The following is a 21,912-nucleotide window of genomic DNA, read 5'->3' as shown; positions in this document are numbered from 1 at the left end:
CGAAAGGCGAGAGTACGTTGTCCGTATACAGCTACCAGTACGACAACAACGGTAATATTACTTCGGTCACCGAACAGGTCAAAGACGGTACACCGCAAACGTCGACCTACAGCTATGACAAGCTAAGTCGTCTGACCGGTGTAAAACGTGCCGATGGTACAGAGACGGGGTATAGCTACGACTTGCGTGGTAATCGATTGACGCAAAAAGATACACGCGACCTACCGGTTGAAAAAGCAGTGAATTATCGCTATGATTTGCAAAATACATTGATCTCGGTAACGAAAGATAGTGTCAAGACGGCACTGAATTACTTGCCGGATGGTCTGCGTTGGAAGAAAACAAACGGCAGTAAGGTGACGCAATATAGCTATAATGGAGCCAATCAGGTGATTGGTGATCAGACGAGTAATGGAACCATCTCCAGCTATATTCGTGGCGACCGTGTACTGGTGAAAAAGGATCTGACGAACCAGAAGGATTACTACTACCTGTACAATGGACACGGTGATGTCGTGCAGATGGCAGGCACGGATGGTAGTCTGGTGAATAGTTACCAGTATGATGAGTGGGGGAATCTGACGCAACAGAAGGAAACCGTTGCGAACGAGTTTAAGTATGCAGGCGAGACGTATGATGCGGAAACCGGATTGTATTATCTGAAGGCGCGGTATTATGATCCGAATGTGGGACGGTTTTTGAATGAGGACACGGTGGAAGGGCAGATTGATAATCCGCTTAGTTTGAATATTTATAGTTATGTACAAGGTAATCCACTTAGATATACTGATCCTACAGGAAATCTTATTCAAGAATCGTATAATGATGGTGGACTAAGAGATTTATTACAACAGGCGCGAGAACAAATCACTTCAAAATCCGATCCCTTGTATGCTAAATATAAATCTACCGTAATTGAAACCTACAAACACTTTATAGATACCAATCGATATAATTATTTATTTGATCTTACTACAGGTACAAGTACGTATGGAAATAGCGCAGGTAAATCCGATTGGGCAATAGCACAGTTAATTAATGCTTATCAAGATTATGAGTTGGCAGAATATATTGCTACACTTTCTATGGGATCATTAGGAGGCATTGGAAATTCTAGCAGTAATGGAAGAGGAAAAAATAATATTGAAGGAATGCCTCCTATCGTACAGTCCAGAATTAATATTAGTAATGATGGATTTCAACACGTTCTAACAGAACATTTTTCATCTAAAAATAAATCACAATTCACAATCTCTCCAGATGAACTTCGTTCAATTTTATCAGATAAGAGTGTAGTTAGTGTTCCTATAACTAGAACTCTTGATAGTGCCGACGGAGTGCGTTATGTGAGGGAAGTTAATTTAGGTATTCCTATTGGAACTGATAAATTTAATGATTTCAAACCAACATCAACGATGACTATTTTAACTGATAAGAATGGTAACTTAGTTACAGCATCACCAGGGATAATAAAATAGTTATGGGAGGGATACAAGTTGAAACTGATCGGAAGCAAAACTGAAAAGGAAATTAGAGAGCAACTAATAGTCTCTAATAAATCGTTATTTGAAGATAAAGATCGGTTAAAGTTACTCAATATTTTGCGGCAGTGTGTTTCTGTTTTGGAAACTGCATATATTCTAAATTGGATACCTGAACAAGAAGAAGATTTTTACACTATACTAATTAACAATTCTTTAATTGCTAATATTGAATTGAATAGACACGATAAAGAGGCCTTACCAAAAATTAATCTAATTTCATTAGCGCAATATAAATTAGGGTTAAGTAAAATCAATCAAATAAAATTAGCAGTAGCAATGGAATTGGCTAAAGAATATTCAAAAAAATCAGAATGATTTCTTAGTTATGCAATAGCTGAAGACTTAGCAATTTAATAGACTGTGTGATTTTTACACAGTCTATATTTATTTCTAAAATCAAAGCGAATTTACTTATTTACTTAAAATTTAAAAAGAATTGTTTAAATCTTGTTTGATGGAACGACGCTGCAAGAAAACATGACGTATGATCCGATGAATCGTCTGACTCGTGTGAACAATACGAAAGGTGAGAGTACGTTATCCGTATACAGCTATCAGTACGACAACAACGGTAATATTACTTCGGTCACCGAACAGGTCAAAGACGGTGCACTGCAAACCTCGACCTATAGCTATGACAAGCTCAGTCGCCTGATCGGTGTAAAGCGTGCCGATGGTACCGAGACACAATATAGCTACGACCTGCGCGGCAATCGCCTGACGCAAAAAGATACAAGCGACCTACCCGATGAGAAAGCAATGAATTACCGCTATGATCTGCAAAACACATTGATCTCGGTGACAAAAGATAGTGTGAAGACGGCGCTGGATTACTTGCCGGATGGTCTACGTTGGAAGAAAACAAGCGGCAGTAAGGTGACGAAATATAGCTATAATGGTGCCGATCAGGTGATTGGTGATCAGACGAGCAATGGAACGATCTCCAGCTATATTCGTGGCGACCGCGTACTGGTGAAAAAGGATCTGACGAATCAGAAGGACTACTATTACCTGTACAATGGGCATGGCGATGTCGTGCAGATGGTGGGCACGGATGGTAGTCTAGTGAACAGTTACCAGTATGATGAATGGGGGAATCTAACACAGCAGAAAGAAACAGTCGCGAACGAATTTAAGTATGCTGGCGAGACGTATGATGCAGAAACAGGATTATATTACCTGAAGGCACGATATTATGAGCCTAATGCGGGATGTTTTTTAAATGAGGATACGTATGAAGGGCAAATTGATAATCCACTAAGCCAGAATCTATATACGTATGTGCATAACAATCCATTAATTTATACAGATCCTACTGGACACTCGATACCAGATGACACCCATCTAAATGTTACATTGCAAAACAAAATCAGACAAGTCACCAATGAGTTTAATCGTGCACAACGACGCGGAGACACTGCTGGGATGCAAGCAGCTCATGATAAAGCTGTAGCAATCCGGATAGCAAGTGGAGACTATGAATTAGTGAACCACATGAATTATACTACAGGAAAATCCACTCCATATGGGACTGGTTATGGTGGTGCACATGTCGATAATAGCTGGACAGGATTTGTCTACGATTCGATAATAACAGGTGGGCTTGGAGGAATCGAGCGTAAAGCGGCTACAGAGGCGGTTGAAGCTCCTTCACTGGTTAAGAGCTTGATAGCAAAGTGTAATTGCTTCACAGCAGGAACAAAGGTGAAAACAAACCATGGTGAGAAAAATATTGAGGATATTAAAATTGGAGATCAAGTCCTTTCAAAAGATGAAAAAACTGGAGAAGTAAAGTATAAAGAAGTTACGGCCACATTCAATCATAAGACGGATGATATTTATAAAATCAGTATAGGCGACCAAGTAATAGAATCAACCTTTAACCATCCTTTCTATGTGCGGGGCAAGGGATGGACGTTTGTTAAAGACCTCAAAGTCGGTGATTTGCTTGTTCAGAGCGATGGGAATACTCTCAAGATAGACAGCATCGAACTGGAACATAAACATGTTACAGTTTATAACATGACTGTTGATGAGTTCCATACCTACTTTGTGAGTGACCTTGGGATTTGGGTTCATAATACTGGACCATGCGGTTTAAGTGCAACGACTCTTGCTACTATGGGAAAAACTAGTAAAGGTGTTGCCGGACTAGAAGATGCTTATATCTCAAAAGATAAGGTATTAGATACTGTGAAGGAGTTTGTGGGTGAAGATTATTCTAAGGGAGTAGCCAAAAATGGGTATACAACATATGTCAGCAAAAATGGGAACTATGTTGCTAGATATGGTTATAAAAAGGATGGCTCGCTTGAACTAAATTTAGAAAATGATATTGGCGGTAATTTCCATATTGAAGTGAAATAATGCAAAGGTGGGATTTATATGATAATACCAGTGCTTAAAGGTATTGATTTTATCGGAAATACAGATGACCTAGATAATTCTAAAATAAGGGTAACTGCATATATTGCAGAAGAAAATGATGTAGGGGCTGACTGCTTTCATTTCCAAGTGATTTCCTCCAAGCACCTAGCGAAATTTTTAAATGAAAACAATATTTTTGATGGTAGGGCAACATTTATTGTTAATAAATTTGATATAACTCAGTTGGAATTAGCAATAAATAATATATTGAAGGATTGTATTCGTCCTACTTGGGATGAAGTTGCAAAGGCTATTAACCGCCATTTGAAATGGGAGTATGACAATATTAAATATATGACAAGTGAAGAAATATTGACAACTATTGACCAAGATAAATAATAACTAACCCCTTGAGGTGACGAGCCTCAAGGTTTTTTTTTACCCCCACTCAGTGCTGAATGCATCGGGCCGTTAAATTAAAATGTACCTAACCTATGTAATGCTCGTATAAAGATTTGTCGAAGTTGATGTACGTATAGAAATGCTTGATCTCTATACTCCAAGTAACACTAATCCGTCACATGATTCAGGTGGATTTTGGTCATATATCTCCATAATTTACCTGTTTCAAATTATCTTCTCTTTCTTGCGTTTTTCTAATATGAGCCGTAAATGTGAATGAATCTGCTAGAGAAGTAGCGTACAAAGAGACTACTATTACGTTCAATCGTAAGACAGATGAGATTTATAAAATTCATGTGGGCGGTCAGATGATTGAATCAACCTTTAACCATCCGTTTTATGTAAAGAATAAAGGATGGACTTTCGTCAAAGATCTTACAGTTGGGGATTTACTTGTTCAAAGTAACGGAAATACACTCAAAATAGATAGTATTGAATTTCTGCATAAGCACGTAACAGTTTACAATTTAACAGTGGATGAGTTTCATACGTATTTTATAAGTGATCTTGGAATATGGGTTCATAATACAGATGTCTGTGTATTTAGTGCTAAGGGTAATGGTGAATTAAGAGCAACCAGAAGACCTGCTTTTGATGAATGGATGAAAGAAGGAGTTGAAGTAAACGGTCAGCACTTTAATCTGAATAAGCATGCTTATAATAGTCTTTTTAAGTCGGGTCGTAAAGATATTATGCCAGATGATGTAACTTATGCCCTTAGTCAAAAATCAACACCTGGAAACCCTGGTAGTGTAGTCTATACCAATCCCGTTACAGGTACGAAAGTATATGTTAATCCTACTTCTTCTGAAATAGGAGGAGTTCAACCTAGAAGTTTCAAAGATTAATACTAGAAAGGATAAAAGCAATGGTATTAAACATAAAAGCTATATTGAATGTTGAGACTGAAGTTACTTCTTTATACACTCCTTCTATTAAAACATTTAATATCGTGACAGAAAGAATGTCTGATAATTGTTTACCAATTATAATCGGCGAAGGTATTTGCATTTGGCTAACTCCAGATGGAGCCTTAGGTGAAATAGAGTGTATATATCCCAACATTAGTACGGATCTTTACAGTCCTCAAATCCAGCAAAAAGTTATTGGTACCCCATTATTCTATATTAATGATATTCAATCCAATGGCATATGTGTAAAGGAATTCTACGAAGGGTTCATAATATGCTTTTCTTCCGAGAATGAAATTGAAATAGAGGTTATCCAAGGGAATATAAGTTATTTTTTCACTCAAAATATCCTAGTTGCTATTGGGGCAAAAAGAATGAAGCTCATCAAAGACTAGAGATAAAAAATAGACAACAGCCGCTTATCCATGAATAAGTGGCTGTTGTCTATTTTAATTCAGTATTTCCAAAAATAGATCCAATTTCTTTTTAGTATCGTCGGAGAATCGAACTCGATCCGCTTCCCAGTTATAAACCGATTTTGCTTCAATCTTAAAATAATCCGCTAAATCCTGTTTGATCCATGCACGATAATACCTCGCTTTGCGAATACGCTGCCCTAGTGTCTTCTCCGGCATACGCTCATACGTCCCTAAGTACCAAATCTCTTTATTGAACAAAGCCGAAAGCTTTCTAACCGTAGATAGCGACGGCTTACTTTTCTCATTCTCAATCAAGCTGAGTGAATTCGTTGAATCTGTATACGCGAAGCAAATTCCCAAATGGTCAAATGATTTTCTATCCTTGCTGCTCGAATGAACTGTGCTGGTATATCGATCGAAAGAAAAATATATAGTTGTATAAAAGACAATTAACTCAGTTCTAATCCCGTGCCGATTTCATGCCGACGGCACAAGATAAACGATGATATACTATGCAAAATTGAACCGACCAAATCGCGATTTCCCCAGAGTTTACATGGCATCTGACACGCTATGACATTCGCTACTAAATGGAATGAGAAAAAAAGGTTCAAAAGCAAGACAGCCTCGGCTGTTGCCTTGAAGCCTCGGGAACCAGGTGCGTGCCATAGTGTGTATGATCCTCCGTTAGGTAGTGGGATGGTAGAGCGGATAAGGGTTTTGTGATGATTTGTTGTATGCAACATAAGAATCTTGTCGTCGATGACTAAATGGATGATTATGCCCTCGCAAGGTGGAGAAGTTGGTGAATAGATGGATAATTATCCCCTTGCAAGGTAGTGAAAAGAGATCATTTGGGCGGCATGCCGATTTCGTGCCGATCCAAACTGCAAAGACGTATACTCCGTCATACAGGGTCATTCATTTTTTCTGTTTTTAATGATCTTTTAATCGTCGATAGATGTGTAGCTTGTTATTTTTACTTTGCTTTGATCGCGATACAATCATCGGTTTTTATTACGATCGATTGAGCCAGACACCTCCTATATTCAGAACTATTGTGCTTAATTTTAGCACGATAACGGAGATTATCAATGTATAGCAGGTCTGAATTGCTATCTCCTTTTTACGAGTGTTGTGAAATGCAGAATAACCGAAGGATACTATGTGTAATACGAATCTATCCATATGCAAAAGTTGAATTAGATTACTTTTTCTAATAACAATTCGTCTCTAATTGGTATCTCCTTGGCAGATAGTTTGGGAAGTTGAGGTTTTATTTTTCTTGTCTTTTCGACTGTATTAGGATAAACATATGTGATTTGGTAACGTCTTTTCTAATAAGATAATTAATATAAAATGGTAAATAACATCTAAAACTTATTTAATCTATAGGGTGATTTTGAAATAGGTATTAACAAAAAGAGTGATCGTTAATTTGATCACTCTTTTTGTTATCGTAAGAATTTAAAGCCAGTATATAAATAAAGAACGATTTGTATAGGTGGTTATGAAAATTAGAGTCAGTAATTCGAGGGATATGAACTGAATTAACTTTTCATGTTGCTCAGAAGTTGTGCAAGCTTGTTTTCAAACATACTTTTGTTTACATATTAAACCAATCAAGGAAAAGGTGAACTTTTCCATAAGAGTAGAGTTCGCCTTTTTTATCATTTAAAATCTTCGCCTTGATTTAAAAACAAATGGATGCGGAATAGGATTCAATCAATGAAGGAGCAGCTTATCCTGCAAAGAAAGCTACTCGAAGTAATGGACCCTATTAAATAACGCATCCATAAATTTATTCTTAAACAGAGTATCCAATTATACATATTCATCAGACGAACGAGTGATGTTCACATGTAGCGTAGTTTTCTCTACAGGCTTAGCGATTTTCCAGCCCAAAAAGATAACGATAAGCCCCATAACGATCAGCAGATACATGGTCGGACGGAAGCTTCCTGTATAATCGTATAAAAATCCAATCAGGATGGGACCGATCGCGCCAATCATATATCCAATCGCCTGTGTCATTGCTGACCAGGTACTCGCTTCTATAGGTGAATTGGTTTTATCAATAGGTAGCAGTAACGTTAATGAAATAAGACCACCTGCGCTAATACCTAGAAAAATGCCTGCTAAGATCGGTGTTACGCTTGTGAATCCAAGTAAAATTAACCCCGTCATTTCGCTTCCAACAAAGAAGGTGATCCAAAATTTCCGGCTTGGAATGGCACGTAACAGTAAATGCAGGCACAATGTCACTGGCAACTGAGCCATCATACACAATGTGCCGACTAGACCCGCATACGAAGAACTATACCCTTTATCTTCTACAATAGCGGGTAGCCATGCCGAAATACAATAAAATAGGAGCGTAGCTAATCCTGCAAAAGAAGTCAACAGCCATGCTTGTTTGTTTTTAAGGGGGAGGGAGCTTCTCTGCTGAACCGTTGCTCGTTGTTGCAGCGTATGTGGATGTTTGATGATCGCCATCCACAGCGGAATAGCTATAACGGCAAAAATAAACCAAAAACCAAGTCCCACCTTCCATGAATCGCTAAACCAGTGTTGGATCGGTGTAGTGAATCCTACGGCAATCGAAGCTCCTACGACCATAAAGGTAGAATACATACCAATCATCAGGGCCACTTGATCCGCAAAGTACGTTTTAATAAACCCTGACATCAGTGGACTGACAATACCGATACCAACACCGATAAATAACGCAGTGATTAATAAATATACAGGGGAACTGGCAAAAAATCGTAAAAATGTGGCAATCCCAATACATGCAATGAAGATGGTAATAATCTTTTCAGATTGAAAACGACTGGCAAGACGTCCAGCGAACAAGGAGCCTATACCCATACATAACAATGGAATAGACGTTAATAGACTTGCGGTAGTAGAACTCATACCTAGCTCATCGGTTATCCCATGTAAGAGCGGGCTTACCGAAGTAATTCCCGGTCGAAGATTAAAAGATGCTAAAATTAATGCAAAGAAAAATAATTTGTACCGATTGGACATATTTTGCTACCTCCGATAATTAAGAAATAGATTACTTTTTTCACAATGAAACAATTTCTTTATGTTACATTAAATTTTACATATAATAAAATGAATATTTAGTATGAAGGAGATACCAAAATTGATATGGAATGAAAATCAAATTAGACTCCTTGTTAAAATCTCGGAGACTGGGAGCTTCACTAAAGCTGGAGAAGCTCTGCACATGACTCAGCCAGCAGTAAGCCGAATAGTGGCAGCAGTAGAAGATGAATTAGGAACCAAATTAATACAACGCAACCGAAAAAATGGCTTGGTTTTTACTGAAGTGGGGGAACGAATTTTAATTTTGTTCCGAAATATATTGTCCGATTTTCATAAAGTAGAGGAATTAGTTGCAGCGGAAAAAGGTTTGGAAATCGGTCGCGTTCATATTGGAGCTTATCCGACAGCATGTACCCGATTTATACCGAAAATCATACGTCAAATGGAGGAAAAACACCCTGGTTTAGAAATTAAGCTTTCTGAAGGAAGCGTAACTCAGATCAAAGAGTGGTTACGTACTCGCACAGTCGATGTAGGAATTATTATTCCACCTGATGATGATTTTGATATTATTCCATTAGTCAAAGACAGATTAGTGATCGCTTTACATGTTGATCATCCATTAGCAAAAAAGGACTCTATTGAGATTTCTGATTTGCAAGATGAACCATTGATTATAGGTCGGGGAGGTTACGAAGTACAGGTGTACGCTATATTCAAGGCATGCAATATGAAGCCATGTGTACGATTTGTGTTAGAGCAGATTGAAACAGGAATTAGTATGGTTCAGGAAGGGTTAGGGAGCGTCATTACAACTCTGGGGGCACTTCCTGCTCTTCCAGAATATGTGGTGAGTCGTCCTATTCAGCCCGCTATATTTCGCGACATTCATATTGCAGTGCCAGATCGAGAAGACGTATCCAGAGCTACCGAGGTATTCATTCAAACAACCTGCTCATTATTTAGCGACCGTTTTATATCCAACTGATGGATTATAAGTAGAGCCGCCAAGCATACTGTAACTAAAACATGCAAAAAAGCTTCTGATCAGGATCAATAATCGATCTGATCAGGGGCTTAGTCATGCAAAAGAATACAATATTGAATAGGCAATGAAGAACGAATATAGTAAATAGAGCGTATATATGTCATAGTAAGCGTATACATATCACAATAAAGGAGAATAACCATGCACAAATTAAGCCATTCCTTCAGTGGAGCACTGCGAACATTTTCCTTCTGGATCGCTAATGGTACGGTCGGGTTACCGCTGCTCAAAGGGATAGATTACTCCTGTATATTTGAAGAACCGAGCGCGTTAGAACAAGCGTATGCGATTTTTGCTAATGTGATTGAGATGGATGAGGAGGGTGTCGTCTGCAATGCCAAACAGGCAGAAATGAGAGCAGCCCAGTTTATCCGTAGTTATGTCGATGAGACGTATACAGTGGAGCCAGCATTCGAAGGTTGGGAAGTGGCATTGTATTAAAGTGATGAGGATAGCGTAATGAGAATAATGTGATGAGAAGAATATAGTATATAAGGTAGATTCAGCGTAGTAAGCGATCATACCTTATAGACGGATGAAGCTGCTAATGGCATACGTGCTCCAATCATTCATTGTACATAGTCCGCATGAAATTCGTAAAGATTCCATTCGATCATATCGGCTGGAAGCAGCGCACCATTTGACAGGTGATGCTCCAAACTTTAATATATGCTATAGCATATAAGAGGAGGGATAAAATGAATACATTCATATTAGCATTCAATCGCGAACTGCTTATTGCGGAAAAGCAAGGAGAGTCGTGGAATACGTGTACCTTTTTTAAAGGTGCTAATCCCGTATCGCTTGCTGTAGATCCGTATGATCCGAACATCATCTACTGTGCTACGTTTGATCGTGGATTATGGAAAACATACGATGGCGGTCATAGCTGGGAAGCTATCGATATCGCACCTGCATTTGGTGAGTTTGCTAGGCCGGATGCTCCAGCTCGTAACCTATATACCGCGATTGCAGTCGCTGCGGATACTGAGCATCCGGGTCATGCTATTGTATATGCTGGTACAGAGCCAAGTTCGGTAGTGCGGTCTACCGATGGTGGATATACATTGGAGCGGCTAACTGATTTTGCTCAAGCGTCTTCGAAAGACAGCTGGTTTTTCCCGCAAAGACCTCATACTCATCATGTGAAGCATATTGCTATTCATCCGAGTGATCCCAATATTGTATACGCCACTATTGAGGTGGGAGGGCTATTTTATAGTACAGATCGCGGTGTGAACTGGACAGAAATGGCGAATGCTCCGCGCGACATCCATGAGTTGTATACACATCCGCAGGCGCCAAGCCGCCTATATGCTGCGCTGGGCGATTCTTTTTTGAAAGAACATCATCTCGGTCATGGTTATGCGGAGAGTCTGGACAATGGTGCGACATGGGAATATATCGCTGATGGGTTGGAGCACCATTATGTGTATCAGCTAGCGGTTGATCCACACGATCCCGATACGGTGCTAATCGCTGCATCCTCCAGTCCGCGGAATGCGCATGAATATCAGGATGGAGAGTGTGAATCCTTCATTTATCGCAAGCAGAAGAACAAGCGCTGGGAACTGATCACGACAGGATTACCGCCGTCGAAAGGAACGTTAGTGTCTGTGTTATCGGTTAACAAACAAGGACAATTTTTCGTATTTAACAATCAAGGTGTGTATATTTCCGATGATCGTGGATGGAGCTGGGAACGTATACATATTCCCTGGACACCGAGTTATATTCACCAGCATCCTTACGACATGATCGTCTTGGATTGACGACACCGCCTATTACATCTAGCACTGTATATATTGACAGTCGATACAACATCTCGTATGATTCAGAAAAAATTATGATCTGAGAAATGGCGAGGTAATAGGATGAATATATACAGTTTGACTGGATTTTTAGTACACCGTACCGATGTGAAAATGACGAATTATTTTATAAAAAAATTGCGTCCGTACCAGATTACACCGGATCAATGGGGGATCATTTCGGTATTGGATACCGAACGAGCTGTCAATCAAAAGCAGCTGGCAGAAGCGATCGATCGCGATCAGACGACGGTTGTGCGCATGATTCATTCTCTGGAACGCAAAGACATGATTAAAAAAGTAGCGAATCCAGATGATAAGCGTTCGCATCATTTATATTTATCTGCAAAAGGTGCCAGTATAAAACAAGAACTGCTGCACACCGTACAAGAAGCACATGATTATGTGACAAGAGGGTTTACAATCGAAGAAGTAGAACAACTGCAATCTTTTCTTAACCGTTTATATGACAATGTAAAAGATGAAGGATAGCCTGATACATGATCTATCTTTCATAAGGAGGACGTTTTGTGTTAACAAATAAAGTAGCTATCGTGACAGGAGCAAGTCGAGGAATTGGAGCAGCAACAGCACGCTTACTGGCGCAACATCATGCTAAGGTGGTCGTGAATTATTTTAGCAATGTCACCGCAGCCGAAGGGGTCGTTGCAGACATTGAAGCGCATGGCGGTGAAGCGATTGCGATTCAAGCGGATGTTAGAGACGAGGCTCAAATGAACGCGCTCGTACAGCAGACGACGCAACAGTTTGGGCAGATCGACATACTGGTGAGCAATGCATCGATTTCATTCCCAATGACTTCATTTATGGATGTCTCCTGGGATGAGTTTGACTTGAAAGTATCGGATGAGCTGAAGGCTGCTTTTGTATCAGCACGCGTAGTAGCCCCCTATATGATTCGGCAGCAGAGCGGCAAAATGATTTTCGTCTCCAGTGGATTAAGCAACTTTGCACAGGCTGGATTTGTCGCTCACGGTGTAGCGAAAGGGGGATTAAACTCATTGGTACGTTATATAGCGAACGAACTAGGAGCATATCAAATTACAGCGAATGTCGTTTCGCCGGGCATGGTTGCCACCGATGCGACGCTGTATACGCCGATCGAAGTGAAGGAACAAACGGCTCAAATGACACCGCTCGGACGTATTGCACAGCCGGAGGATATTGCGAAAGCGATTTTGCTGTATGCCAGTTCGCATAGTGATTTTATTACAGGCGCTTATGTTCCTGTGTCGGGCGGGATGGAGATGAATTAGGTAAGCAGTGGCATTGTAGATATAATATTTGGTAGAGGTAGAGGTAGAGGTAGAGGTAGAGGTAGAGGTAGAGGTAGAGGTAGAGGTAGAATAAACACCCATTATATGCTATAGCATGCAATGGGTGTTTATTTTTAATATTGTTTAATGATGAGCACATGATCGAGATGGCTAGAGCTATAATATATTTTTTAATCATGTCTTTATCTAAATGTACTGGATGTAAATGGACTAGATGTAAGTCCGCTAGATTTCAATGCACTGGATGCCAATGTATCGATTCCTTATGCCTTAGCTACCTGTAATCGAACATACAGCTCATTCATCATTTCCGTCAGTTGATAGGATTGTGCCACTAGCTCTCGTTCGATAAATGCTTGTACATGATCCGGTTCGATATCGTACATCACTTCAATCTCTCTGGCAAATAAGCCATGTCCAGCTTGCAGCCATTGCGACAACGGGACAGGCGCGGTGGGCTGTAACGGTTCATCGATCATTTGCTGTAGACCGTCTACATACGTATCTAATGAACGCGCGCCTACAATTTTTACACCTTTGTTTTTTTCGTTTACCATGATGATAGTTGGAAATCCTCTTACGCCGAGCTGGCGAACTTGTTCGAAGTCTTGTTCCAATTGATCTTGTGCAGCTTCCTGGTTGGCGGTATCTACTAAAGTTCGACCGTGTAATCCTAAACGATCAACGATCTCGATTAGCACTTGTTCCTCAGCAATATTCCGATTAAAAGCAAATACAGCTTCGCGAGCATGTCTAAGAAAGTCATGCTCTCTTCCAGGATGCTGCTGTTGAATAACTTTGAACAAGCGAGATGGTGGATAGGAGGAACGAATCGGATTGGAATGCCAGAGCGATCCATCAATCGGCATTCGTGAATGTTGACCGACCTCTTGCCAGTGTTGCGCTACATCAGAAGGTGCTTGAATACCATTGGCATGATCAGCGAATCCATCCCAGCTTGCCAGTAAGCCACCCATTAGGATCTCTATGTTAAAGTATGGACGATACTGCTGAATAAAACGATTGAGTATCGGTTCCAGCGCCCAGCAATGAGAGCAAATTGGATCAGTTGCATAATACAATGTTACTTTTTTGAACGTTTGATTCAGATTAATTGCCTGGATTGCTTCTTCTTCAGAAGTGCCGCATACACCGGTTTCCAGATCACACACCATATTGTTGTCATTATGTATCATAGCTAAAACCTTCCTTCGTGTGTAGTTTATTCCGTGAGAATAGCTATTTTGCAACAGCCTTCTATAGTACAATTATAATACCTAGTCTTATATTGACAATTACAATTCTTTTTAATACTTAGTACAAAAAATGTACTATTGGAGGCATACAAGTGAAATACGACTTCGATCTGGAACATTTATGTCCGGCAACTTTTGCATTTAGCGTGATTGGCGGCAAATGGAACTTACCGATCCTTGCTATTTTGAGATATGCGGTATAATGAGCTGAAACGAAGACTTCCTGGCATTACCGGAACGACGCTGACGAAATGTCTTAAATATCTGATCGATCATGACATTGTGGATCGAGAGCAGTTTAATGAAGTTCCACCTCGCGTCGAATACTCGCTTATACCGGCAGGAAGAAAGTTAGTGCCATTGATTGAAGCAGTTGTAGACTGGGGACAGGAGCATATGGTGAAACCTGAATGGAAGCAAGGTCAATCCTAATCATTTTTGCAAAAGGAGACTCTGGCATGGCTCAATCACGTTCGATTATGAAGCTAGAACTGAATCACACAAGGTTTGCAGAAGATGTGATCGATCATGATAGGATCGTTACAGGAGCGATCAACTGGGATGATTTAAGTCATGTATCGCATTTGTTTTATGAATCGTATCACAATACAGTAGATGATGAAGGCGAGACGCCAGCAGAGTGGGAGCAAGAGCTGCAACAGGTAAAGGACGGGAAGTATGGTCCTGTGCTGTATGATTTATCATTTAACTTATATGCCGCTGAGCAATTGATCGGTAGTATTGTATGTTCAAAGTTCAAAGGCATACATCTAATATTGTATATCATTATTTCTCCAGTCTATCGTGGAAGACGCTTATCGAAAGTGCTTCTTCGTGAAACGATTCGTAGCGCTAGACAGAGTCAGCTGGATTCACTTTATCTTGTTGTGACGGACAGTAATGTGGCGGCAACTCGTACTTATGATGCGATTGGTTTTGAAAAGGTAGGGACAGATTGGGGAGAGGTGTTTAAGGAGAGTGTAGAGTGAGTATAGATTAGAATGAGCCTATATCAGTCATGTGAGAACATAATCTTTTAACAAACTAGGAGAGGTATAGCAATGATACTTACGATACAACCTTTGACTGGCATCAATGAGATAAAGTTAGGCATGACTGAAATTGAAATAATGGCAACTATCGAAAATGCTTGTCTTGCTGCTAATGAAGTCGTATTTAGCAGATTAGAATACGATTCTCACCATACGTTACATTACATAGAAATCAGTAATCCTTTTGGCGACTACGATCTGCAATTACGGTATAAAGGGATAGACCTTTTCCAAACGAAAGCAGATGATCTCATTATGTTGCTGAATCAGCAGGCTTCTTATATAGAAGATGACGAAGCAGAAATGGGTACCCAGTTTGTTTTTAAGCAGCTAGGACTTGCTTTGTGGAGACCTGATGTTATAACAGAGGAAATCGTGCATTCAAAAGAGTTTTTAACCGAGTTAAGCGTTGAAAATCAGGAGTATGAGAAACGTAATTTTTACTTTGCAACGGTTTCTCTATTTTCGCCTTCCTATTATGACTCGTATCAAACATAAGAGCAGCTACATGTTGAAATGCAGCTGCCCTCCCATCATACGATCAACCTACCTTATCCAGTTCCACCTGCTTCAATTTATAAAAATAACCCCGTTGTTCCATCAACTCATCATACGTACCTGTTTCTACAATCCGTCCCTGATCCATCACCACAATCTGATTCATACACTCTAGTCCAGTAAGGCGATGACTGACCATCACCAGTGTATCCTTGTTCGCTTCTGCAAATAAAAGCTGCAATACCCGTTCTTCCGTCACATAATCAAGCGAAGACGTAGGCTCGTCCAGCAACCATAGCGAGCCAGATCGTAACAGCATACGCACGAAAGCCAGACGCTGTTTCTCGCCATCGGATAGATTTTCGCCTTTTTCTAATATAAGATCATCCAGCTTTTTATGACTTAACTCGACCTGTGCTAACCGTTCCAGCAAGTGAGTATCTGACACTGAATCCTGTTCCACCAGCAAGTTCTCGCGTAAGGTGCCGCTAAAGAAATGATTATGCTGTAATAGTACACGAGCTTGTTTCCAGATGCTTTCCTGATTCAGTTCCTGTAGTGGAATGCCGTTCAGACTAATCTGCCCCTGTACATCAGCATGTAGCTTTAGTATAAGTTCCAGCAGGCTTGTTTTGCCTGAACCGCTGGCACCGACGATAGCTGTTTTAGAGTGGGCAGGGATGTGCAGTGACACATCGTTTAATGTCCAGCGCCAGTCACCGTCATAGCGGAAAGATACATGATTCATAGCGATATCGACAGGTTGGTTCGGTTCCAGTTCTCGGAATGCTTGCTCTGAAACTTCGATATCGGACAGCACAGTATTTAGCCGCTTGGCAGCATATTCACTATCTTTCTTATACGCAGGTAATGTTGCCATCGCTGCCGATTCATCGAATACAGTCATGGCGGTCATAATAAGCATAGCGAGAAAAAGTCCGTTCATCGACCCTTCGATAATTAAGATCGTCCCTACGACAAGCACAAGCCATGACATAAAGAACGTCATCAAAGAATGCAAGGATTGTCCGCGTAACAGGCGAGTGGCATCCTGCTGCTGTGCATCGGTTAACTGGTTAGCCGTCCGCTCGATCGTTTGCTGGTGTGCGGAAAGACGACCGTATATTTTCAGATCAATAAATCCATACATCGTTTCTGCTGACTCGGTTGCCAGTGTCGCACGTAGCTGGTGCACAGCGCCCGTTTGTTTTGACTGGCTTCTACGGACGATGACGGGGATGCCAAACGCAATGATGAGCATACCGACAACGAACAAAAGCGCGATCCAGATGGAGATGAAGGATGTAACGAGCACCGTCGTCAGAAATACCGAGATAACAATGATCGGTGGATAGGCGACCCGTAAAAAGTAAAATTGCAGACTTTCCACATCGCCAACAATTTTCGCTAGCAGATCGCCGCTTCGTTGCCGGTTTAACCACTGTGGTGAAAGTGGAAGTAATCTGGAGAAAAACGTCGTCCGTAGGCGACTCAACAGTGAAAAGGTAGCACGGTGAGAATAAAGACGTTCTCCATACCGACTGGCAGCGCGTACCAGGCCGAGTAACTTTACCGAGGCTGCAAGTAAAATAAGTGTATATAATGGCGGCAAAAATACCGTTTTTGAAATCAAATATCCACTTAGCGAAAATAAAGTAACACCAGCAATACCTGCGATAAAGCCAGCGATAATCGAAATGAGAATATCCTTGCGCTCCTGTAGCATAGCGCGTGCAAAGATCGTTAATTCACTCATACAAGCACCTCCTGACGTTGTGTACGAACCATAGCTTTATATTGTGGCACGGTGTGCAGCAGTTGATCATGGGTGCCGCTAGCTATTAATGTACCTGCTTCGACGAACAAGATCAGATCGGCATCGCGAATCGTATGCAATCGGTGGGCAATCGTAATGACCGTTGCCTGTTGAGAAAGCTTCTTCATCGATTCTAATAAAATTTGCTCAGTATGCAGATCAAGACCGGTCGTCGGTTCATCAAAAAACAATACAGACGGCTGTTTCAGAAACGCTCGTGCAAGCGCTAGTCGTTGCCGCTCACCGCCAGATAGTCCACGTCCGCCTTCACCAACGATGGTGTCATCGCCATTTTCCAACTCGGCTATCAGTGCGCTTAAGCCTGCCGCTTGGGCAGCAGCATCGATCTCGGTTCTGGTCACTTCACGTTCGGTCGCGATCGCCATATTTTCGGCTAATGTACCGGCAAAGATATAAGGGTGTTGTGTAATATAACTTATTTGCCCTAACCAGTTCGTTTCTTGATCAGGTGTTAATGGTTGGTTGTTGAAGCGAATGTCGCCAGAAGAAGGCTTCAGCAGACCTGCGAGCAGATGCAATAACGTTGTCTTGCCGGCTCCGCTACGTCCAACGATCGCGACTTTAGCACCATAGGGGATAGATAGGGAACCTGCATGCAGCTCAAACGTTCCTTCGTCTCCACCATATCGAAAGCTAAGATTGTGCCATGCGATGACAGGGGATGCGTTTTTTTGTGAAGATAAATTTGAACTGTGCGAAGTGCTACAATTTTTAGAAGTCATAGAAATAATGTCATTAGAAACAACAAAATTAGTATTAGAAGCATTAGAACTTTCAGGAGTAGCCAAGTCTTTAGATGTAAAAGAAGCATCACAATGCGTAGGAGTAGCCAAGTCTTTAGATGTAAAAGAAGCATCACAATGCGTAGAAGCAGCCAAGTCTTTAGCGATACTAGCAGCATTAGAAGAAACAACAGCAACATCTTTATTTATAGCTGTTTGTTCAGCTGTTGCTTCTTTTTTAGTAGACGAAGCTGCTACGTTTTCATCTGCTAACAGCGCTTCAATTGTACGAATAGCGCCCAGACTTGTACGCCCACCATGAAAAGCCGTACCGACATTTTTGAGCATATTATAAAATTCCGGCACGAGCAGCAAAATTAGAAATGCGGTATGAAAGTGCATCGTTTTAAACACAACGAGCTGCAAAGCAAGTTCAAGCGCAACGATACCAATCCCCAGCATCACAATCGTTTCCAGGGCAAACGTGTTCATAAATGCCACTTTCAAAATGCCCATCGTCGAATCGCGATAGGACAGACTATGGTGCTCGATTCGTTGCTCCTGTGTCCGTGCACGTCCGAAAAGTTTAAGCGTAAGCAGACCTTGTACCGAGTCCAGAAATGTACCGGAAAATTGAGCGAGCTGCTGGAATTTTTCCTCGGATTTTTGACGTGTCTGTATACCGATCAGCGCCATAAACAGCGGAATGAATGGAGCGGTGAACAGCAAAATCAATCCGGACGGAATATGCAATACGAACACAACGACCAGAATCATCAGCGGTATGATCGAAGCTTCGATCATTTTGGGTGTGTACTGGCTAAAATAAGCATCCGTTTCATCGACTGCATCCATCGCAACACTGATTTTACTGCCCGTCTGACCCTGACGTGCCAAAAGTAGCGGCTGCGCCGTCAACCAGCGTAAGCACCGAGCACGAAGTGTACGCTTGGCATCGGCTGCGATTCGCAGTCCAATCGCACCGTTACTGTATGCAATCCATGTACGCATAAGGATCACGATTAGCAGCGTCGCAATACCGGGTATCCATACACGTGCCGGCGCAGATTCGACGAAAACTTGCTGTACCGCCTGTGCGAGCAGCACAGCCTGCAAAATGGTCATGATACCAAGTCCGATCGACAGCAGACGTATCCAGCCGGTACGTTTTTTCTGTGTTTGCATCAAGTCGTGTAGAAGTCCGGCTTTCGGTTTCATTGATATCCCTCCTTAACGTTTACCTTTGACATAATCGGCATCAAACAGGAACAAACGGAAGACGAGTACAAGCGATGGAATAAGCAGCAGCAATCCTCCGATAAACACAGCAACGAGTGCAATCCCCATCGCTTCTCCAGTAGCACCGCCTTGAACGGTAATATAAGGATCGAGAATATAAGGATAATGCCCGATTCCGTAAGCGAAAAAGGCACAGCCAAATTGCAGCATAACGCTAATGAATGCCCAGCCATACCGGCGTTCTTTGTACAGTAACCACAGCACGATCAGGAAGAACACGACCGACAAGCCGAGCAACCACCATAAATTCATCATATTTTGGAAATGACGGGCATTATACTGACTCAAATATAAAAATGCTGTAAACGCTGCAATAATCGTCGGTGTGCTCCAAAATAACGCATAACCACGCAGCAGCTTGAGTGCAGGCTGGTCATCTGCGCGGTCAGCATAAAAGGTGAGGAATGAAGCGCTAATAAACAGTACCGAGGTGATCGCCAGCGCTACAATACTCCACGCGAGCGGACTGGTGAGCAGCTTCATATATTCCAGCGTCACCACGTTATTGTTTTCTATAATAAATCCACCTTCAGATAGCACGAGTGCTACCGACAACGAGGGTGGAATAAGCAATCCTGTTGCCCCATATAGAAATAGAAACACGATATTCTTCTTAGAACCGTAATTTTCAAACGCATAAAAGGAGCCGCGAATGGCGATGAGTACAATTGCAATACTGCCCGGCACGAGTAACGATGATCCGTAATAATGTGCCGCAGCAGGGAAGAAGCCAATCAAGCCAATGAAAAAGAAGACAAAAAATACATTCGTAATTTCCCATACCGGAGACAGATAACGTGAGATCAAGCGATTGATCAGATGATCCTTGCCTGTCGCGCGTGCATAAAAAGCGAAAAAGCCTGCACCAAAATCAATCGAAGCCACGATCAAATATCCGTACAAAAATATCCATAATACCGAAATACCGATAATCTCATAACTCATGATGGCAGTTCACCTTCTTCCTTTGCTTTGGCTGCATGAGTTGCTGCGATTTTCTCTAGTTCGACCTCTGCTGGATTGTTGCGGAACAATCGTCGCAGTACGATAATACAGAGCGTACCCAGCACAATATATAACAGCAAAAATAAGAAAAAGAGCGGCATAATGCTTGGCGAAGTGGTCGCGGCTTCCTCCACGCGCATATATCCGCGAATAATCCACGGTTGTCGTCCCACTTCCGCATAGAACCAGCCGAGTTCTACAGCGAGGAAGGCAAGCGGTGCTCCCAGTACAATGGCACGTAATAACCAGCGATTATATTCATTCCGCTTTTTCCAGAACAGAAAGAGGAAGAAGAACGCCGACACAGCGAGCAATATAAAGCCGATACTAGCCATAAAATCAAATAGATAATGTACCCACAATGGCGGCTGTTCATCAGCAGGAAATTCATTCAACCCCGTTACTTCGGCATTAAAATCGCTAAATGCCAGGAAACTGAGCGCCTTTGGAATGTGCAATGCGCCAATCACTTCACGCTCCGCATTCAACCAGCCGAAGAAAATCAGATCAGCCCCTTTGGCTGTTTCAAAATGCCACTCGGCAGCGGCTAATTTCTCAGGCTGATGTTCCGCGAGAAACTTGGCAGCCGTATCGCCAGCCAGTGCGGTCAAAAAGCTGAATACAAGCAACACGCTCATCATAAGCTTGAGTGCCTTTTTCGTATAATCGGTAGCGCCTTTACGTAAAATAGAAAAAGCCGCGATCGCAGCAAGTAAAGCCGCACCTGTCATATAAGCAGAGGTCAACACATGAAATACTTTGGACGGCGTTGCTTCATTAAACATTGCCTGCAACGGATATACGGCTGTAAATTGCCCATGTTCCAGTGTGAAGCCTGCGGGCTGGTTCATAAATCCATTTACAGTCGTGATGAAAAAGGCAGACATCGATGCTCCAAGTACAATCGGGATCGTGAGCAACCAGTGTATATACGGGTTACGGAAGCGATCCCACGTATACAAATAAATACCGAGGAAAATCGCTTCAAAAAAGAAAGCGAACACTTCCAGAAATAACGGCAATGCGATCACATTACCAGCCAGCTGCATAAAGTTAGGCCACACTAGCGCAAGCTGTAACGAAATGGCAGTACCGGTAACGACACCAACAGCAACAGAGATAATAAAGCCTCTTGTCCAGCGTTTGGCCATCAAGGTGTAGTGGTGGTCTTGTTTGCGTATGCCGACCAGCTCGGCAATCGCGATCATCAGCGGAATCGCCACACCAATCGTTGCAAAAATCACGTGAAACGAGAGTGTCAATCCGGTCACAAGCCGGCTCCATAGTACAGTATCAATGATCATAATGGGAATCCTTTCTCATTTG

General features: G+C 41.7%; 20 protein-coding genes. 14 read left to right on the top strand and 6 right to left on the bottom strand.

All coding sequences use genetic code 11. The features are described from left to right. The 6 genes from AAHF22_RS06200 to AAHF22_RS06175 form a co-directional block, all read left to right on the top strand. Positions 1-1,478 (top strand): RHS repeat domain-containing protein (locus AAHF22_RS06200; protein WP_347324087.1); only part of this gene is annotated, 1,478 nt, incomplete at its 5' end. Positions 1,479-1,496: 18 nt separating this feature from the next. Beyond that, positions 1,497-1,859 carry a hypothetical protein gene (locus tag AAHF22_RS06195; protein WP_347324086.1) on the top strand — a complete coding sequence of 121 codons (363 nt, stop codon included), beginning with the start codon at positions 1,497-1,499 and terminating at the stop codon, positions 1,857-1,859. 132 nt (positions 1,860-1,991) lie between these two features. Beyond that, complete coding sequence (locus AAHF22_RS06190) at positions 1,992-3,911, top strand: polymorphic toxin-type HINT domain-containing protein (protein ID WP_347324085.1); 1,920 nt, start codon at positions 1,992-1,994, stop codon at positions 3,909-3,911. 18 nt (positions 3,912-3,929) lie between these two features. Next, positions 3,930-4,310 carry an Imm8 family immunity protein gene (locus AAHF22_RS06185; protein ID WP_347324084.1) on the top strand — a complete coding sequence of 127 codons (381 nt, stop codon included), beginning with the start codon at positions 3,930-3,932 and terminating at the stop codon, positions 4,308-4,310. Positions 4,311-4,585: 275 nt separating this feature from the next. Continuing rightward, positions 4,586-5,221 (top strand): polymorphic toxin-type HINT domain-containing protein, encoded by a 636-nt coding sequence (locus AAHF22_RS06180; RefSeq protein WP_347324083.1) that lies wholly within the window; start codon positions 4,586-4,588, stop codon positions 5,219-5,221. Between the two features lie 20 nt (positions 5,222-5,241). Next, entirely contained in the window at positions 5,242-5,679 is a 438-nt protein-coding gene (locus AAHF22_RS06175) for a hypothetical protein (RefSeq protein ID WP_347324082.1), read from the top strand. 1,848 nt (positions 5,680-7,527) lie between these two features. On the opposite strand, the gene AAHF22_RS06170 is transcribed toward AAHF22_RS06175, so the two are convergent. Next, positions 7,528-8,736, bottom strand: coding sequence for an MFS transporter (locus AAHF22_RS06170; RefSeq protein ID WP_347324081.1), 1,209 nt, complete (start codon positions 8,734-8,736; stop codon positions 7,528-7,530). Between the two features lie 103 nt (positions 8,737-8,839). Here AAHF22_RS06170 and AAHF22_RS06165 point away from each other — a divergent pair, with 103 nt between their 5' ends. From AAHF22_RS06165 to AAHF22_RS06145, 5 genes are all read left to right on the top strand, one after another. Further along, on the top strand, positions 8,840-9,748 hold the full coding sequence (locus AAHF22_RS06165) for a LysR family transcriptional regulator (protein WP_347324080.1): 909 nt from the start codon (positions 8,840-8,842) through the stop codon (positions 9,746-9,748). Between the two features lie 201 nt (positions 9,749-9,949). Beyond that, positions 9,950-10,249, top strand: coding sequence for a DUF7677 family protein (locus AAHF22_RS06160; protein ID WP_347324079.1), 300 nt, complete (start codon positions 9,950-9,952; stop codon positions 10,247-10,249). A gap of 257 nt (positions 10,250-10,506) precedes the next feature. After that, on the top strand, positions 10,507-11,580 hold the full coding sequence (locus AAHF22_RS06155) for a WD40/YVTN/BNR-like repeat-containing protein (protein ID WP_347324078.1): 1,074 nt from the start codon (positions 10,507-10,509) through the stop codon (positions 11,578-11,580). Between the two features lie 102 nt (positions 11,581-11,682). After that, on the top strand, positions 11,683-12,111 hold the full coding sequence (locus tag AAHF22_RS06150) for a MarR family winged helix-turn-helix transcriptional regulator (RefSeq protein WP_347324077.1): 429 nt from the start codon (positions 11,683-11,685) through the stop codon (positions 12,109-12,111). Between the two features lie 38 nt (positions 12,112-12,149). Further along, complete coding sequence (locus AAHF22_RS06145) at positions 12,150-12,896, top strand: SDR family NAD(P)-dependent oxidoreductase (RefSeq protein ID WP_347324076.1); 747 nt, start codon at positions 12,150-12,152, stop codon at positions 12,894-12,896. 284 nt (positions 12,897-13,180) lie between these two features. Here the strand turns inward: AAHF22_RS06145 and AAHF22_RS06140 are convergent, their stop codons facing one another. Then, entirely contained in the window at positions 13,181-14,113 is a 933-nt protein-coding gene (locus AAHF22_RS06140; protein ID WP_347324075.1) for a DsbA family protein, read from the bottom strand. 252 nt (positions 14,114-14,365) lie between these two features. Between AAHF22_RS06140 and AAHF22_RS06135 the strand changes: the two genes are divergently transcribed. The 3 genes from AAHF22_RS06135 (at position 14,366) to AAHF22_RS06125 (ending at position 15,723) form a co-directional block, all read left to right on the top strand. Beyond that, positions 14,366-14,605 (top strand): winged helix-turn-helix transcriptional regulator, encoded by a 240-nt coding sequence (locus AAHF22_RS06135; RefSeq protein ID WP_347324074.1) that lies wholly within the window; start codon positions 14,366-14,368, stop codon positions 14,603-14,605. 26 nt (positions 14,606-14,631) lie between these two features. After that, on the top strand, positions 14,632-15,162 hold the full coding sequence (locus AAHF22_RS06130; RefSeq protein ID WP_347324073.1) for a GNAT family N-acetyltransferase: 531 nt from the start codon (positions 14,632-14,634) through the stop codon (positions 15,160-15,162). Between the two features lie 72 nt (positions 15,163-15,234). Further along, positions 15,235-15,723, top strand: coding sequence for a hypothetical protein (locus AAHF22_RS06125; protein ID WP_347324072.1), 489 nt, complete (start codon positions 15,235-15,237; stop codon positions 15,721-15,723). A gap of 43 nt (positions 15,724-15,766) precedes the next feature. Here the strand turns inward: AAHF22_RS06125 and cydC are convergent, their stop codons facing one another. Genes cydC through AAHF22_RS06105 form a run of 4 tightly spaced genes read right to left on the bottom strand, consistent with a single transcriptional unit; the run spans position 15,767 to position 21,890 of the window. Then, positions 15,767-17,479: a thiol reductant ABC exporter subunit CydC gene (gene cydC / locus AAHF22_RS06120; protein ID WP_347324071.1), complete on the bottom strand. Its 1,713-nt coding sequence runs from the start codon at positions 17,477-17,479 to the stop codon at positions 15,767-15,769. Further along, a complete protein-coding gene (locus AAHF22_RS06115; protein WP_347324070.1) occupies positions 17,476-19,500 on the bottom strand; it encodes an ABC transporter ATP-binding protein/permease in 2,025 nt (674 codons plus the stop codon). Before AAHF22_RS06115 ends, cydC begins: the two co-directional genes overlap by 4 nt. Before the next feature lie 12 nt (positions 19,501-19,512). Continuing rightward, entirely contained in the window at positions 19,513-20,526 is a 1,014-nt protein-coding gene (locus AAHF22_RS06110; RefSeq protein WP_347324069.1) for a cytochrome d ubiquinol oxidase subunit II, read from the bottom strand. Continuing rightward, positions 20,523-21,890 carry a cytochrome ubiquinol oxidase subunit I gene (locus AAHF22_RS06105; protein ID WP_347324068.1) on the bottom strand — a complete coding sequence of 456 codons (1,368 nt, stop codon included), beginning with the start codon at positions 21,888-21,890 and terminating at the stop codon, positions 20,523-20,525. Before AAHF22_RS06105 ends, AAHF22_RS06110 begins: the two co-directional genes overlap by 4 nt. Between the last annotated feature and the right edge of the window lie 22 nt (positions 21,891-21,912).

Origin of the sequence: Paenibacillus wenxiniae (assembly GCF_039822605.1) — a bacterium.
Lineage (GTDB): Bacteria > Bacillota > Bacilli > Paenibacillales > Paenibacillaceae > Saccharibacillus > Saccharibacillus wenxiniae.
This window is presented reverse-complemented; position numbering and strand designations above follow the sequence as displayed.